Annotated in this window: 15 protein-coding genes; 5 read left to right on the top strand and 10 right to left on the bottom strand. The window is 60.2% G+C overall.

Annotation, left to right across the window (positions count from 1 at the left end):
- The first annotated feature begins 165 nt into the window (after nucleotides 1-165).
- Nucleotides 166-900, top strand: coding sequence for an orotidine-5'-phosphate decarboxylase (gene pyrF, locus IG616_RS08255; RefSeq protein WP_192147680.1), 735 nt, complete (start codon nucleotides 166-168; stop codon nucleotides 898-900).
- A gap of 135 nt (nucleotides 901-1,035) precedes the next feature.
- Here pyrF and IG616_RS08260 read toward each other — a convergent pair whose 3' ends face one another.
- Together IG616_RS08260 and rocF are read right to left on the bottom strand one after the other, a co-directional pair.
- Nucleotides 1,036-2,121, bottom strand: coding sequence for an ornithine cyclodeaminase (locus IG616_RS08260; RefSeq protein WP_192147681.1), 1,086 nt, complete (start codon nucleotides 2,119-2,121; stop codon nucleotides 1,036-1,038).
- Nucleotides 2,122-2,123: 2 nt separating this feature from the next.
- A complete protein-coding gene (rocF, locus tag IG616_RS08265) occupies nucleotides 2,124-3,053 on the bottom strand; it encodes an arginase (RefSeq protein ID WP_192147849.1) in 930 nt (309 codons plus the stop codon).
- 141 nt (nucleotides 3,054-3,194) lie between these two features.
- On the opposite strand from rocF, the gene IG616_RS08270 reads away from it, so the two are divergent.
- Complete coding sequence (locus IG616_RS08270) at nucleotides 3,195-3,647, top strand: Lrp/AsnC family transcriptional regulator (protein WP_192147682.1); 453 nt, start codon at nucleotides 3,195-3,197, stop codon at nucleotides 3,645-3,647.
- Nucleotides 3,648-3,730: 83 nt separating this feature from the next.
- Nucleotides 3,731-4,663: a methylated-DNA--[protein]-cysteine S-methyltransferase gene (locus tag IG616_RS08275; RefSeq protein WP_192147683.1), complete on the top strand. Its 933-nt coding sequence runs from the start codon at nucleotides 3,731-3,733 to the stop codon at nucleotides 4,661-4,663.
- Between the two features lie 4 nt (nucleotides 4,664-4,667).
- Here the strand turns inward: IG616_RS08275 and IG616_RS08280 are convergent, their stop codons facing one another.
- The 7 genes from IG616_RS08280 to IG616_RS08310 form a co-directional block, all read right to left on the bottom strand.
- Nucleotides 4,668-5,927: a hypothetical protein gene (locus tag IG616_RS08280; RefSeq protein ID WP_209007374.1), complete on the bottom strand. Its 1,260-nt coding sequence runs from the start codon at nucleotides 5,925-5,927 to the stop codon at nucleotides 4,668-4,670.
- A 94-nt stretch (nucleotides 5,928-6,021) separates the two neighbouring features.
- The gene (locus tag IG616_RS08285) at nucleotides 6,022-7,338 is read right to left on the bottom strand and encodes a bifunctional folylpolyglutamate synthase/dihydrofolate synthase (protein WP_246476165.1); all 1,317 of its coding nucleotides are present in this window, start codon (nucleotides 7,336-7,338) and stop codon (nucleotides 6,022-6,024) included.
- A 130-nt stretch (nucleotides 7,339-7,468) separates the two neighbouring features.
- Nucleotides 7,469-8,374: an acetyl-CoA carboxylase, carboxyltransferase subunit beta gene (accD, locus tag IG616_RS08290; RefSeq protein ID WP_192147685.1), complete on the bottom strand. Its 906-nt coding sequence runs from the start codon at nucleotides 8,372-8,374 to the stop codon at nucleotides 7,469-7,471.
- 92 nt (nucleotides 8,375-8,466) lie between these two features.
- A complete protein-coding gene (gene trpA, locus IG616_RS08295) occupies nucleotides 8,467-9,300 on the bottom strand; it encodes a tryptophan synthase subunit alpha (RefSeq protein WP_192147686.1) in 834 nt (277 codons plus the stop codon).
- 171 nt (nucleotides 9,301-9,471) lie between these two features.
- Complete coding sequence (locus tag IG616_RS08300; RefSeq protein WP_192147687.1) at nucleotides 9,472-9,696, bottom strand: DUF1127 domain-containing protein; 225 nt, start codon at nucleotides 9,694-9,696, stop codon at nucleotides 9,472-9,474.
- 226 nt (nucleotides 9,697-9,922) lie between these two features.
- On the bottom strand, nucleotides 9,923-11,137 hold the full coding sequence (gene trpB, locus IG616_RS08305) for a tryptophan synthase subunit beta (protein ID WP_192147688.1): 1,215 nt from the start codon (nucleotides 11,135-11,137) through the stop codon (nucleotides 9,923-9,925).
- Nucleotides 11,134-11,802 (bottom strand): phosphoribosylanthranilate isomerase, encoded by a 669-nt coding sequence (locus IG616_RS08310; protein WP_192147689.1) that lies wholly within the window; start codon nucleotides 11,800-11,802, stop codon nucleotides 11,134-11,136. Before IG616_RS08310 ends, trpB begins: the two co-directional genes overlap by 4 nt.
- Before the next feature lie 144 nt (nucleotides 11,803-11,946).
- On the opposite strand from IG616_RS08310, the gene IG616_RS08315 reads away from it, so the two are divergent.
- Complete coding sequence (locus IG616_RS08315) at nucleotides 11,947-12,192, top strand: type II toxin-antitoxin system ParD family antitoxin (RefSeq protein WP_192147690.1); 246 nt, start codon at nucleotides 11,947-11,949, stop codon at nucleotides 12,190-12,192.
- Nucleotides 12,179-12,496, top strand: coding sequence for a type II toxin-antitoxin system RelE/ParE family toxin (locus IG616_RS08320; RefSeq protein WP_192147691.1), 318 nt, complete (start codon nucleotides 12,179-12,181; stop codon nucleotides 12,494-12,496). The genes IG616_RS08315 and IG616_RS08320 overlap by 14 nt, the downstream gene beginning before the upstream one ends.
- A gap of 6 nt (nucleotides 12,497-12,502) precedes the next feature.
- Here the strand turns inward: IG616_RS08320 and IG616_RS08325 are convergent, their stop codons facing one another.
- A complete protein-coding gene (locus tag IG616_RS08325; RefSeq protein WP_192147692.1) occupies nucleotides 12,503-14,794 on the bottom strand; it encodes an NADP-dependent malic enzyme in 2,292 nt (763 codons plus the stop codon).
- Nucleotides 14,795-14,903: the final 109 nt, after the last annotated feature.

The following is a 14,903-nucleotide window of genomic DNA, read 5'->3' on the forward strand; positions in this document are numbered from 1 at the left end:
GTTTTAGCAGGCCGATCCTGCCAAGGAAACACTTAACCGGATGCGAAACAAGGCATTCGAACTGTTTCCCGGTACGGCGCCGCGCCGGACACACCTTTGCTGCTGGTCCGCAGGCCATAGTGGTGCTAGGAACGCGCGGATATCAGCCGCCGCCGGAGAAAAGCCATGACCGCAAGCCCCTTCAAGCCGCAATCCGCCCTCGAACGCCTGATGCTGCCCCTGGATGTTCCGACAGTGGAAGATGCCCGGGCCCTGGTGAAAGCAACGGAAGGGGTTGTCGGGATCTACAAGATCGGCATGGAGCTGCAATTTGCAGGCGGTCTGGAACTGGCCCGGCAGCTTGCTTCGGAAGGCCACAAGATCTTTCTCGATGTGAAGCTGCACGACATCGACAACACCATCTACAGCGCCGTGAAGAACGTCGCCAAGATGGGTGTCCGGTTCATGACCCTTCATGCCTATCCGAAGACCATGCGGGCGGCCGTCAAGGCACTTCAGGACGATGGCGTCACCGGTCTCTGCCTGCTGGGCGTCACGGTTCTGACCTCCATGGACGACCAGGACCTTCATGAGGCCGGGTACCGGGGCCGGGTGGCAGAACTCGTTTCCGTCCGCGCCGCCGATGCGCGCCGGGCCGGAATGGGCGGTATTGTCTGCTCGCCCCAGGAAGCGGCATCCATGCGGCCGGTTCTGGGAGATGGGCTTGTGATGGTGACCCCGGGCATCCGTCCGGCCGGCAGCGATGCGGGTGACCAGAAGCGGATCATGACGCCGGGCGACGCGATCCGCGCAGGCAGCGACTACCTGGTCATCGGCCGCCCGATCAGCCGCGCCGCAGACCCGCGCGCCGCAGCTTCGGCCATTGTGGAAGAGATTGAAGAGGCTCTGGCGGAAGCCTGAGCCGGGACCGGCTCAGAAGCGCACTCGCGCCGTCCCGGACGCAGCGAAGCGGAGATCCGGGACCTTAGAATCCGGTCTTGTGTTTGGCCCCGGCTCAAGGCCGGGGCGGCGTAGAGGAAACCGGATAAAACCTTATCAAGCCACCGCGCCGTTGCCGTGATCCTTTGAGCGGAGCAGCATGCCGAAGAGGTCGCGGGGATCGTCCGGATCGGCAAGCAGGTCCAGCTTGGCGAAATGCCCGGTGCGGGGCAGGAGATCTTTCAGAAAGCGCAGGGCCGCAAAGTCCTCAATGGCGAAGCCGACGCTGTCGAAAAGCGTGATCTGATCGCGCGAGGTACGGCCCGGCAGCTGGCCGGCATAGACCTGCCAGAGCTCGGTGACCGGATAATCCGCTTCCAGCTGCTGGATTTCTCCCTCAATCCGGGTCTGGGGTGGAAACTCGACAAAGATATCCGAGCGCAAAAGGATGTCCTTGTGCAGCTCGGTCTTGCCCGGACAGTCGCCGCCGACCGCATTGATATGCACCCCAGCGCCGACCATGTTGTCGGTCAGGATGGTGTTGCAGCGCTTGTCCGCGGTCACAGTGGTGATGATCTGGGCGCCTTCGATGGCATCCTCCGGAGACTTGCAGATCGTCACGTTCAGGCCGGAACCGGCAAGATTGCGCGCCAGGCGAACGCTCGCAGTAGGATCGATGTCATAGGCGCGGATATCTGTAATTCCGAGCAGAGCCTTGAACCCCAGGCACTGGAACTCAGACTGGGCACCATTGCCAATGATCGCCATGGTTTTCGATCCCTTGGGCGCGAGATATTTCGCTGCAAGAGCCGAGTTGGCGGCTGTGCGCAAAGCCGTCAGGATGGTCATTTCGGTGAAAAGCACCGGATAGCCATTGGTGAGATCCGCCAGAACGCCGAAACCGGTTACCGTCTGGCGGCCGTCCTGGGTGTTGCCCGGATGACCGTTGACGTATTTGAAGCCGAAGGTCTTGCCATCGCTGGTCGGCATCAGCTCTATCACCCCTTGCGGAGCATGCGCCGGAATGCGCGGCTTCTTGTCGAAACTCTCCCAGCGCAGGAAATCCTGCTCGATGTAATCGGCCAATCCGGAGATGAAGGCTTCCACGCCGACGGCGTGGACATTCTTCATCATGTCGTCGACACTGACAAAGGGCACATAGGCGAGGGCCGAAGGCTGAAGGCTGGTGGTCTTTTCAGTCATGATCAAAAGCTCCGTGTGGGACGGTCAAACACACGGCGACCGAACAGCGAGCCGGTGAGATCGACCATCAAACGGGCCGTCCGGCCCCGGTCATCAAGGAAAGGATTGAGTTCGGCCAGGTCGAGCGAGGTCACCAGACCACTGTCGTGCAGCATCTCCATCACCAAATGGGCCTCCCGGAAGGTTGCCCCTCCCGGAACGGTGGTGCCCACTGCGGGTGCGGTTTCGGGCTCAAGGAAATCGACATCAAGGCTGACGTGAAGGAGCCCGTCTGCCGCCCGCACCCGTTCCAGAAACGGTTTCACCAGAGCGGCGACACCGGATTCATCGATCATCCGCATGTCACAGACGCTCACGTCATGAGCCAGCAGAAGATCGCGCTCATGAGGATCAATGGATCTTGCGCCCAGGATCATGACATTCGCCGGATCCACCGGATGACGGGGCAGGCCGTTCAAAAGATCCGGAAAACCGGGCAGTCCGCAGGCAAAGGCAAGGGGTGTACCGTGCAGGTTGCCGCTTTCCGTCGTCTCGAAACTGTGAAAGTCCGAATGGGCATCCAGCCAGAGCACGAAGAGGGGGCGTCCCTTGGCTGCCGCGGCACTGGCTTGCCCGGCAACCGTGCCCAGCGCGATGGAATGATCTCCACCCATATAGACCGGAAACACCGGCTTTACGCCAAGATCAGCCGCCGTTGCATGAAGTGCCCGCGTCCATCCGGTCACTTCGGCAAGGTTCTTCAAGACAGGATTGGAATGGGAGATGTCCTGCACTGGCGCCATCTTGAGGTTGCCGAGATCGCTGACGGAATGGCCGAGCTGAATGAGGGCTTCCTTGAGACCGGCGGTGCGATAGGCATCCGGCCCCATGAGACAGCCCCGCCGCCCCGCGCCAGCCTCAACAGGGGCTCCAACAAGCACGATCGGGGGCATGGACACAGGGCTTTCCTCCTTAGAAACAAGTCCGGAAAGCATGACAGGCTGAAATGGCGGAGTAAATTCGATCACTTGATCAAAATTGATATCCAACTTATCAAATTGGCAGTCTTATATTTTCGAAATGGACAGATTCTCATGGATGAACTGGATCTCCGCCTGATTTCCATCCTGCGTTCCGACGGCCGCCGCTCCGTCTCGGATCTGGCCACCGACCTCAAGGTTTCCCGCGCAACGGTGCGCTCCCGGATGGAACGGCTGACCGGTTCTGGGGAAATTCTGGGCTTTACCGCGGTATTGCGGGATGACTGGCGCGATCTGCCGGTCCGGGCCATCATGCTGGTGGAAATTGCGGGACGGAACACGGATCCCGTGACACGGACCCTGAGCGCCATGACGGAAATCCGCGCCATTCATTCGACCAACGGCAAGTGGGATCTGGTTCTGGAAATCGCGACCCACGACCTTGCGAGCTTCGATGAGGTGCTCAACCGCATCCGCATGATCGAGGGTATTGCCTCTTCGGAAACCAACCTGCTCCTGTCCACCCGCAAAGCCCCTGCCGGGCCGTCAGAGAGCTACAAGCTTTGACGCAAAGCTCGCAAAACGGGTGGTCTCTGCTGCGGATGCGGGATTAAGGTCAAAGGATACGGAAAGCCCAAACGGAACTTGCCATGACCAGCCAGCCCAACCTCTCGACCCTGACAGCCAATGCCAAACCGGTGTCTGTTGGCGCCGAAGCGGAGGCAAATTATCACGTTGTCCGCCAAACGCTGGAGCGGATCACGAAGACCTGGCGGTCTCAGCCGGATCTGGAGGAACTTGCGCGTGAAGCCGGATTGCAGCCCATCCAGCTGCAGCGGGTGTTTTCGCGCTGGGCGGGCCTGACACCCAAGCAGTTCCTTCAGGCGATCACCCTGGATCACGCCAAGGCCTTGCTGCGGGACGCGGCCAGCGTTCTCGACACAAGCTACGAGGTCGGGCTGTCCGGGGCAGGGCGGCTGCACGATCTGTTTGTCACCCATGAAGCCATGACGCCTGGTGACTACAGAAACCGCGGCGCGGGCGTGACCTTGAAATATGGCTTTCATCCAAGCCCCTTCGGTCAGGCGCTGCTGATGATAACGGACAGAGGCTTGGCCGGCCTTGCCTTTGCCGATCCGGGCGAAGAGGACGCAGCCCTTGCGGATATGTGCCAGCGCTGGCCCAAGGCCGTCTATGTTCAGGATCAGGCCGCGACTTCTGCCACAGCAGGCCGGATCTTCGACCCGGCGCAATGGCAGCCGGAAACGCCGCTGAACATCGTCTTGATCGGCACCGACTTTGAAATCCGGGTCTGGCAAACCCTGTTGAAGATCCCCATGGGCAAGGCCACGACCTATTCGGACATTGCCAGCAGCCTTGGCAATCCCAAGGCGTCCCGCGCGGTCGGCACCGCTGTCGGGCGCAATCCGGTGTCTTTCGTCGTGCCCTGCCACCGGGTTCTCGGCCGCACGGGAGACCTGTGCGGCTATCATTGGGGCCTGACCCGCAAACGGGCAATCCTCGGATGGGAGAGCGGCTTTGCAGGCCCGGCGCTGGGCGAGAACTCCGGCTTCGGCAGCTAAAGCTTTAAAAAACAGGGCCTTCCGGCATGGGCATATCAGCGGTGATCTGCCAGCCAAGCGAAGCAATCCGCTCGGCCGCCATTGGCGTGATATCGCCGGTGATCAGGAAGTCTGCGCCATCAGGCGGGAAGGGCAGGGCTTTCAGTCCCTCGTTCAGATGAACGAAAGCGGAGGCGGTTGCCTCGGTCCAGGCCACCATATCCAGCGGCAGGACAAGCGCCGCCGCACCATCCCGGCGCAGGGCAACCGGGAAGCCCGCCACCATCCGGATGCTGCCAAGTGACGCAACCTTCTCATTGTAGTAGCGGGTCAGAACGATGCGACGGAGCTGGAAATACGCCTCATCGCGGGTTTGCGCCTCGGCTGCCTTGGCAGCCAGAAGCTGCAACCCCTCAAGGCTGGACAAGGCCTGCAGCTGATACGCCAGTGTGACACGTTCCGTCGGCGTATAGTTCGCGTTGCGGGACAATTCGAAAATAACGTCGTCCGAGATCCGCAGATCCCTGAGAACGGCCACCGAGCGCTGTTCCAGTTCGTTGCGTGTGCTGTCCACAATCAGGGTGCGCATATTGTCCGCGCCGCTCAGAGCGTTGGTGACGACGCCGCCAGGAATGAGGGCCATGATCGCACTGACGCTCAAGCTTCCGGCCGTCGAAACGGTTGCCGCCTGATCGAGCTTGGCGGAAAGCGGCGGGTATGTGGTGTAGGGATCAACGCCAAGCTTGAGCGCCAGCTCCCGGCGGGCGCGGGCCTGGCCGGTGATGGTACGCGCGAGATCGGTCGCCGAGCCCCCTTGACCGGTCACCGCCTCCTCGACCCCCTTGCCAATGCGGGAGAACAACCGTCCGACGCCGGAAACCGTGCTTTTCGCCGTACCGATGGGATCGCTGACTGTGCTTTCGACGAAATCAGCCGGCTCCTTGGCTGCTTCCGTCAAGCCATCAAGAAAGGTCTTCTGGGTTTCAAGCCCTTCAAGGACATGGAGAACCTGAAGCTCGCGGATGCGCAGCTTGACCAGACCGTCTCCGGACAGATGCTCTGTTCCCGTTGAGGTGCTGATATCATAGAGCCGCATGAACCCATCACTGCGCACAGGTGCTTCCACCTGATATCCGGCACCCGCCTCAACCCCCTCCAGAATAGCCGCCGGGGTCTGTTCCGGTGGTGTCTCGTATTCGTCGCTGAGGGCAAAAGCCTGGCTTCCCGCGTTCGCCAGCATCAGCGAGGAGGCCAGAATAACAGCAAGGGAAGATTTCGGGCACATACGCATTAGATCCGTCTCCGTTTGCTCCAGCCCCTAACGCTCCGGTTTGTCGGAAATGCGAACAAAAAGCGGCTTTGACCCGGAACTGGCAAATTTAGCGCGGCGGCATACCATTGGCTGCCAGTATCTCCCCCGCAAGATAGAGCGACCCGCAGATCAAGATGCGCGGCGCCTCGCCATCCTTGGCAGCGCAGGCAACAATGTCGGAAATGGCAGCCTCAACTGTCGCAAAGGGCGTCGCCTCCAGACCGGCCACTCTTGCAAAATCGGCCAGTTCAAAAGGATCGCGGCCGTTGTTGGTTGTCGTGATCGGCACCGTTGCCACGTGCCGGACCAGCCCTTCGAAAGGCCGGAAGAAGCCAACAGGATCCTTGGTCGTCAGCATGCCGGAGATCATGTAGAGCGGACGCGGAGCACGCTCCTCCTGCTCGCCCATGAAGGCCGCAATGGTGACGCCCGCACCTGGATTGTGACCGCCGTCGAGCCAGACTTCCGATCCGACAGGGCACTTGTCGATGAGCGGGCCGTGCATAAGCGGCTGAAGCCGCCCAGGCCAGTTGATGGCTTTCAGCCCCTTCGCCGCGACCTGTTCGCCAGGCCATAAACCTGCAGCCTTCACTGCGGCGATCGCCATACCGGCATTGATGATCTGATGGTTTCCGATCAAAGACGGCATGGGCAGATCGAACAGGCCGTCATCGTCCTGAAAGGCCAAACGTCCCTGATCGGGAACCGCTGTAAAGTCCTGGCCGAAACGCTGCAACGGCGCGCGTTTGCGGGCAGCCTCGCGCTCAATCACCTTGAGGACCTCGTCCTCCTGTGGCGCAACGACTGCCGGACACCCTTGCTTGATGATCGCCGCCTTTTCTGCAGCGATGTCGGCCAGGCGGTCACCGAGATACTTTTCGTGATCCATGGAAATCGGCGTGATCACCGACACGAGCGGCGCGTCGATCACATTGGTCGCATCCAGACGCCCGCCGAGCCCGACTTCGAGCAACAGAACATCCGCGGGGTTTTCCGCAAACAGCCAAAAGGCAGCCGCCGTGGTGATTTCGAAAAAGGTGATTTCTTCCCCGCCATTGGCGTCTTCACAGACGTTGAGCGCCTTGAACAGCTGCGGATCGGATACGAACTCTCCGGTCGTGCCAATCCGGATCCGCTCGTTGAAAGACACCAGATGCGGCGAGGTGTAGACATGGCAGCGCTTGCCGGAGGCTTCCAGAATCGCCCGCATGGTTGCGGTCACAGATCCCTTGCCGTTCGTGCCGGCAATGTGAATGACCGGTGGCAACCGCTTTTCGGGCGAGCCCAAGGCCTTCAGCAGCCGGTGCATGCGGCCCAGGGAAAGATCGATTTCCTTCGGATGCAAAGCCAGCAAACGATCAAGGATGGCGGTGATTTGATCCAAGGCGCCCTCGCGGATCCTGTGGCGGAATGGGCACAGAACATACACTGCACCCGTTCTCTTGTATTTCTATACGCGCCTCATGGTGCCACCGGAGCAAATCTCCGGCAGACCATTATCAGGCCGCTCCGTTTCAGGCGGCAGAGTCCGCCGCAACCTTCTCCGGTCCTGGCAGAGCCGGAAGCTCGATTTCGCGCTTCATCAGGATGTCGCAGATGGTCGAAATCGTCTTCTTCATGTCGTGGCGCTTGACCACCATGTCGACCATGCCGTGATCCAGCAGGTATTCAGCGCTCTGGAAATCTTCCGGCAGCTTCTCGCGGATGGTCTGTTCGATCACGCGGCGGCCTGCAAAGCCGATCTGCGCACCCGGCTCGGCAATATGAACATCGCCCAGCATCGCATAGGAGGCGGAAACACCGCCAGTCGTCGGATTGGTCAGAACCACAATATAGGGCAGGCCGGCTTCGCGCAGCATCTGAATACCGACCGTCGTGCGCGGCATCTGCATCAGCGACAGGATGCCTTCCTGCATACGGGCACCACCGGAGGCAGCAAAGAGCACAAACGGGGTGCGCGCTTCGACAGCCGCCATCATGCCGGTAAGGATTGCTTCACCGGCAGCCATTCCGAGAGATCCGCCCATGAAGGCAAAATCCTGAACGGCAGCCGTCAGCGGCGCGCCATTCACGAGGCCCTTGCCCACCAGAACGGCATCCTCTTCACCGGTCTTGGTGCGGTATTCCTTGAGACGGTCGGCATAGCGCTTGGTGTCGCGGAACTTCAGCGGATCGGCGTGAACTTCCGGCGTTGCAATATTGTCGTAGGTGCCGTCGTCGAAGAGGTTTTCCAGGCGCTTGCGGCCCGGCATCTTCATGTGATGGCCGGAGTTCGGCACGACCCAGAGGTTTGCTTCCAGATCCCGGTGGAAGACCATTTCACCCGTTTCCGGGCACTTGATCCAGAGGTTTTCCGGCACATCGCGCTTCTTAAGAAGGTCGCGGATTTTGGGCCGTACAAGGGAGTTGATCCAGTTCACGAGGTCTCGTCCATTTTGTTACGCGTCTGCTTTTTGCACGAAACAGATACAGGTTCCGCGCGTTGCAGACATCAAATTGGGTTCGGATCCGCTCAGGCGCCACGCGCCCGGGCAACACCGCCAGCCAGCGATGCAACGAGATCCGTCACTGCTGCGACAGTATTGTCCGTTGCCTTTCCGGCATCATCAAGGCTGTCACGGATTGCATTGACCAATACCGAGCCGACAACCACGCCATCCGCGTTCTTGCCGATTGCGGCCGCATCATCCGCTGTCTTCACACCAAAACCAACAGCAACCGGCAGATCCGTGTGCGACTTGATCCGGGCAACAGCCGCGGAGACGTCGGTGGCATTCAGGTTGCTGGATCCAGTGATACCGGTCACCGAGACATAATAGACAAAGCCGGAGGTGTTGGCGAGGACTGCCGGAAGACGCTTTTCATCGGTCGTCGGCGTTGCAAGGCGGATGAAGTTGACGCCGGCTTCCACTGCGGGAATGCAAAGCTCGTCATCGGCTTCCGGCGGAATGTCCACGACGATCAAGCCATCGACGCCAGCTTCACGGGCGTCAACGACGAACTTCTTCGGATCGCGGACGTAGATGGGATTATAATAGCCCATGAGAATGATGGGCGTGTCCTGATCCTGCTCGCGGAAACGGCGGACCATCTGGAAAGTCTTTTCCATGGTCTGGCCCGCAGCCAGCGCACGCTGGGTGGCAAGCTGGATCGGAATACCTTCAGCCATGGGATCGGAGAAGGGCATGCCGAGCTCGATAACATCGGCTCCGGCAGCCGGAAGCGCATTCAAGATCGCCTGCGAGGTTTCCAGATCCGGGTCGCCTGCGGTGATGAAGGTCACCAAGGCCGGACGTTCCTGATCCGCACACGCCTTGAAGCGGCGATCGATACGCGTTTCCGTCATGAATTCTCTACCCTGCTTTTAGGCAAAGCCAGCATGTGGCGGCTTTCACATCCGGTTGGATGTAGGGGGCAGGGTCCCCCGCTGTCAATCCGCCTTGCACCTTCGGAGCCGGAATTCCGGCAACGGCTCACCAGAGCCGCTGCCGGAACCGTTCAGAACGATGCGACAGTCTTAGCGGACGTCGTAGACGCGGGCGTAGACGGTGTGGCTGATGTCACAGCGCTTCAGACCCATCGCGGCAAGCTCGGAGTCACTCATGACGGAGAGTTCGCTGTAGAGAGCCTTGGCAGCACGTGCGCGGCCGAACTCTTCAAAAATCGCCAGCAGCGACGTGCCCGCATGAGAGAAAGCGCTTGCGACTGCTTCAAACGGAGAAGAAGAAACTGAGATAGCCATGGGATATGCCCCTTGTCCTGGAGGTTCAAGGAAGATCCGGGCCCTTTTGGGGTCGTGTTCGGGTCTGTCCGTCTGTGTTGACCCTAAGATAGCCCTCTCATGCTGCATCGCAACACACACGATTGCGCAGCAGCATTGCGGTTTTGGAATGGGTGCCCAGGAGAGAGCAGACAAAAAAACGCGGCCGGAGACCAGCCGCGTTCTCAGGTTTCAGCGGAAAAGACCTTTAGAGATCAAAGCCCAGCATGTTGCCGACAGTGAACACGTCCTTGTCACCACGACCGCATAGGTTCATCACGATGATCTGGTCCTTGCTCATGGTCGGGGCCAGTTTCATCACGTGCGCCAGCGCATGGGCAGGCTCCAGAGCAGGAATGATACCCTCGACCTTGGTCAGCAGCTGGAACGCCTCCAACGCCTCGTCATCCATGATCGGCACATAGTTTACCCGGCCGATTTCCTTGAGCCAGGAATGCTCCGGTCCGATCCCCGGATAGTCAAGGCCTGCGGAAATCGAGTGGCCTTCGAGGATCTGGCCATCGTCGTCCTGAAGCAGGTAGGTGCGGTTGCCATGGAGAACGCCAGGCTTGCCTGCGGTCAGCGATGCGCAATGCTCTTCGCCCTCAAGGCCACGGCCACCGGCTTCCACGCCGTAGATCTTCACGCCGTCGTCGTCGAGGAACGGATGGAACAGGCCGATGGCATTGGACCCACCGCCCACAGCTGCCACCAGCGCATCCGGCAGACGGCCTTCAGCTTCCAGCATTTGCTCGCGGGTTTCCGCACCGATGACCGACTGGAAGTCACGCACCATTTCCGGATAGGGGTGCGGGCCAGCCGCCGTGCCGATCAGATAATAGGTGTCATCGACATTGGTCACCCAATCGCGCAGAGCCTCGTTCATGGCATCCTTCAGGGTGCCTGCACCAGCCGTGACCGGAACGATCTCCGCGCCCAGAAGCTTCATGCGGAAGACGTTGGGCTTCTGCCGCTCAACGTCGGTCGCGCCCATATAGACAACGCAGGGCAGGCCAAAGCGGGCACAGACCGTAGCCGTGGCGACACCGTGCTGGCCTGCACCGGTTTCCGCGATGATGCGGGTCTTGCCCATCCGCTTGGCCAGAAGGATCTGCCCCAGGCAATTGTTGATCTTGTGCGACCCGGTGTGGTTCAGCTCGTCGCGCTTGAAATAAATCTTCGCGCCTCCGAGATGCTCCGTCAGCCGCTCGGCAAAATACAGCGGCGAAGGACGGCCGGTATAGTGCTTGTTCAGATGGGCAATCTCGGCAGCAAATTCCGGATCGGCCTTGGCGGCCTCATAGGCCTGTTCCAGGTCAAGGATCAGCGGCATCAGAGTCTCGGCCACGTACCGGCCGCCGAAAATGCCAAAATGGCCACGTTCATCCGGTCCGTTACGCATGCTGTTTGCCAGCGACGTCATTGCTCGATACTCCCAAACACATTGGCGCTCCGGGCTGCTGCCACGAAGGCTCGAATAAGTTCACTGTCCTTGACGCCTTTCTCCCGCTCAACACCGGAAGACGCGTCGATGGCGCTCACGCCGCTCTGGGCAATCGCCTCCGCCACATTGGCAGCATCCAGCCCCCCGGAAAGCATGAAGGGCTTTCCCAGGTCAAGGCCTTTCAGGAGCGTCCAGTCATAGGACACACCGTTCCCGCCGGGTCTGTCAGATCCCGCGGGCGGCTTGGCGTCAAACAGAAACCTGTCAACCACGGGAACATAGGCTTGCGCCTTTTCAAGATCAGCCCGCTCGGAAACGCCCATCGCCTTCATGATCTTCTGAGGGAAGGCACTCTTGGTAACCGCGCAATATTCCGGACTTTCCTGGCCGTGGAACTGAAACCAGTCCGGACGGACCAGCTCGTTGATCCGGGACAAGCCGTCGAAATCCATATCCACGGTCAAGGCAACAATTTCAGCCTTGCCCCGCGCCTGATCCGCCAGCTTGCAGGCATCCATCAAGGTCACGTGACGCGGGCTCTTGGGGAAGAACACCAGCCCGATCATATCCGCACCGGCGTCCAGCGCCGTCTGCATGGTCTCTTCGGTCGAGAGGCCGCAGATTTTGATAATGAGTTTGCTCATGAGATCTTTCTAACGGCCGGATCATCGAATTGCATCAGGTAATCGCGACAAAAGGGTCTCTGCGCAGCTAACGAGAATTTGACAAACTTTGTCATCTCAATTGATGATATCAAGGAACCAGCAGCCCTCACGGAGACATGCCATATGGCGACCATGAACGTTTCCCTTCCGCACCAGATGAAGGCTTGGGTCGAAAAGCAGACAGGCGAGGGCCGCTATGCCAATTCCAGCGACTATGTCAGAGACTTGATCCGTAAAGATTACGAGCGGCAGTCGGCAATCCAGACCTTGCAGGCGGCTATTTCCGATGGGGCCGGCAGTGGGGCCCCCCAGGAATTCAACGCCGCGGATTTCAAGAAAGCCATGCTCCAACGCCATGCCGGCTCCTGACCTGCGCCGCTACCGTCTCACACCAAAGGCATTGAGCGATCTTGAGGACATCTGGCGCTATTCTGCCAACACTTGGTCGCCAGACCAGACGGACGTCTATATCGATGAACTTTCAAATAGGTTCGAGATGATCGCTGCCGCTCCGGATATGGCGAGGGAAAGGACGGAGTTCACGCCGCCTGTTCGTATCCATTCTCACCGGCGCCACCTCATCGTCTACACCGTGGAGGAGGAGGAAGTGGTTGTTCTACGTCTTCTCGGCGGCGCCCAGAACTGGCAAGCCATTCTGAGCGCCCTCGATTGAGAAGCCTCAGGTCACATTGAATGCGGCAATCGCGGCCATGTTGACGATATCGCTGTCCTTTGCGCCCATGGGAACGATCTGGACGGGTTTGTCGAGGCCGACAAGCAAAGGACCGATGACCGTAGACCCGCCCAGCTCCTGCAGCATCTTGGTCGAGATTGATGCGGAGTGGAACGCCGGCATCACCAGGACATTGGCGGGACCGCTCAGGCGGCAGAATGGATAAGTGGCCATCTTGTCCATGTTGAGTGCGATATCCGCAGCCATTTCGCCGTCATATTCGAAATCGACCCGCCGCCGGTCGAGGATCTTCACCGCCTCGATCACCTTCTCGGACCGCTCACCGCGCGGATGGCCGAAGGTGGAATAGGCGAGCATGGCAACCCGGGGCTCATAGCCGAGCTTGCGGGCGACATGGGCTGCCTCTTCCGCGATATCCGCCAGTTCTTCCGAGGTGGGCATGTCGATCACAGCCGTGTCGGCGATCAGCACAGTGCGGCCACGGGCCAGCGCCAGCGACACACCGATGACCCGGTGGCCGGGCTTGGTGTCGATGCAGGAGCGCACCGTGTCCAGCGCAACCGAATAGTTGCGGGTCAGCCCTGTGACCATGGCATCCGCATCGCCCCGGGCCACCATGATGGCGCCCCAGTAGTTGCGGTCATTGTTGACCATCCGCTGGCAATCGCGCAGCAGATAGCCTTTGCGCTGCAGGCGTCCATAAAGGAACTGCGCATAGTCGCTGTTGCGGTTGGACAGGCGCGCATTCTGGATCGAAATGCCCGGGCGATCAAGATCCACGCCTGCCGCCTGAGCAACAGAGCGCACCTCGTCCTCGCGGCCAATCAGGATGGCCTCGCCGAGCCCCTGGTTCACATAGCTCACGGCGGCGCGGATCACCGGCTCTTCCTCGCCTTCCGCGAACACCATCCGCTTCGGCATCTGGCGGACCTTGGAGAAGATCCGCTGCAAGGTACCGGCAACCGGATCGCGGCGGGCGGACAGCTGGTGCCTGTACTGATCCATGTCGACGATCGGACGGCGGGCAACGCCGCTGTCCATCGCCGCCTGGGCAACCGCCGGCGGGATGGTGGAAATCAGACGCGGATCGAAGGGAACGGGAATGATGTATTCCGGACCAAACTTCGGCCGGTTGCCCCGGTAGGCCGCTGCCACTTCATCCGGCACTTCCTCGCGGGCAAGCGCGGCAAGAGCCTCGGCGCAGGCAACCTTCATGGCATCATTGATGGTGGTCGCCTGAACATCCAGCGCGCCGCGGAAGATATAGGGAAAACCAAGAACGTTGTTGACCTGGTTGGGGTAATCCGAACGGCCTGTTGCGACGATGGCATCGTCCCGCACCTCATGGGCCTCTTCCGGCGTGATTTCCGGATCGGGATTGGCCATGGCGAAGATGATCGGGTTGGGAGCCATGGCGCGCAGCATGTCGGGCGTCAGAGCGCCCTTCACGGACACGCCGAGGAAAACGTCGGCGCCCTTCAGCGCATCATAAAGCGACCGGGCACCCGTCTCCACCGCATGGGCGGACTTCCACTGGTTCATGCCCTCTGTTCGGCCCTTGTAGATCACGCCCTTGGTGTCGCAGAGGATGACATTCTCATGGGGAATGCCCATCGCCTTGACCAGCTCGATACAGGCAATGCCCGCCGCGCCCGCACCATTACAGACGACCTTGACCGTCTTCATGTCGCGGCCCGTCAGGTGCAAGGCGTTGATCATCCCCGCTGCCGCAATGATCGCAGTGCCGTGCTGGTCGTCATGGAAGACGGGGATGTCCATCAGCTCGCGCAAGCGCTGCTCAATGATGAAACATTCCGGAGCCTTAATGTCTTCCAGATTGATACCGCCGAAGGATGGGCCGAGATAGCGCACGGCATTGATGAAATTGTCCGCATCTTCCGTATCGACTTCCAGGTCGATGGAATCCACATCGGCAAAGCGCTTGAACAGCACTGCCTTGCCTTCCATCACCGGCTTGGAGGCAAGAGCGCCAAGATTGCCCATGCCGAGAATGGCCGTACCGTTGGAAATCACCGCAACCAGATTGCCGCGGGTCGTGTAGTCGAAGGCCCGGCTCGGATCGTCCGCAATGGCCCGCACCGGCACAGCCACGCCAGGAGAATAGGCGAGCGACAGGTCCCGCTGTGTCGCCATCGGCTTCGTGGGCGTGATTTCCAGTTTGCCCGGGCGGCCTTCACTGTGAAACAGCAGCGCTTCCTGATCGGTGAAACTGACGGACGTTTTCGACGACTTCTTCGGCTTGTCGGTTGGGGACATGTCTTTGGCGTTTCCTTTGTTTTCAGCAGACTCCTGCCGCTTGAACAGAGACCTTATCCCCTGAAAATTTCAGGCTCAAGGCGTGATCGTGCAAGGTCACTGTGAAAGC

The organism is Roseibium litorale (assembly GCF_014842915.1).
Taxonomy (GTDB): domain Bacteria; phylum Pseudomonadota; class Alphaproteobacteria; order Rhizobiales; family Stappiaceae; genus Roseibium; species Roseibium litorale.

Bases quoted from the DNA above. Each gene is read 5' to 3' on its own strand.
- IG616_RS08315 (WP_192147690.1), top strand. From the start codon at position 11,947: ATGGCGACCATGAACGTTTCCCTTCCGCACCAGATGAAGGCTTGGGTC.
- IG616_RS08270 (WP_192147682.1), top strand. From the start codon at position 3,195: ATGGATGAACTGGATCTCCGCCTGATTTCCATCCTGCGTTCCGACGGC.
- rocF (WP_192147849.1), bottom strand. From the start codon at position 3,053: ATGCCCCCGATCGTGCTTGTTGGAGCCCCTGTTGAGGCTGGCGCGGGG.
- pyrF (WP_192147680.1), top strand. From the start codon at position 166: ATGACCGCAAGCCCCTTCAAGCCGCAATCCGCCCTCGAACGCCTGATG.
- IG616_RS08320 (WP_192147691.1), top strand. From the start codon at position 12,179: ATGCCGGCTCCTGACCTGCGCCGCTACCGTCTCACACCAAAGGCATTG.
- trpA (WP_192147686.1), bottom strand. From the start codon at position 9,300: ATGACGGAAACGCGTATCGATCGCCGCTTCAAGGCGTGTGCGGATCAG.
- trpB (WP_192147688.1), bottom strand. From the start codon at position 11,137: ATGACGTCGCTGGCAAACAGCATGCGTAACGGACCGGATGAACGTGGC.
- IG616_RS08275 (WP_192147683.1), top strand. From the start codon at position 3,731: ATGACCAGCCAGCCCAACCTCTCGACCCTGACAGCCAATGCCAAACCG.
- IG616_RS08325 (WP_192147692.1), bottom strand. From the start codon at position 14,794: ATGTCCCCAACCGACAAGCCGAAGAAGTCGTCGAAAACGTCCGTCAGT.
- IG616_RS08280 (WP_209007374.1), bottom strand. From the start codon at position 5,927: ATGTGCCCGAAATCTTCCCTTGCTGTTATTCTGGCCTCCTCGCTGATG.
- IG616_RS08310 (WP_192147689.1), bottom strand. From the start codon at position 11,802: ATGAGCAAACTCATTATCAAAATCTGCGGCCTCTCGACCGAAGAGACC.
- IG616_RS08300 (WP_192147687.1), bottom strand. From the start codon at position 9,696: ATGGCTATCTCAGTTTCTTCTTCTCCGTTTGAAGCAGTCGCAAGCGCT.
- IG616_RS08260 (WP_192147681.1), bottom strand. From the start codon at position 2,121: ATGACTGAAAAGACCACCAGCCTTCAGCCTTCGGCCCTCGCCTATGTG.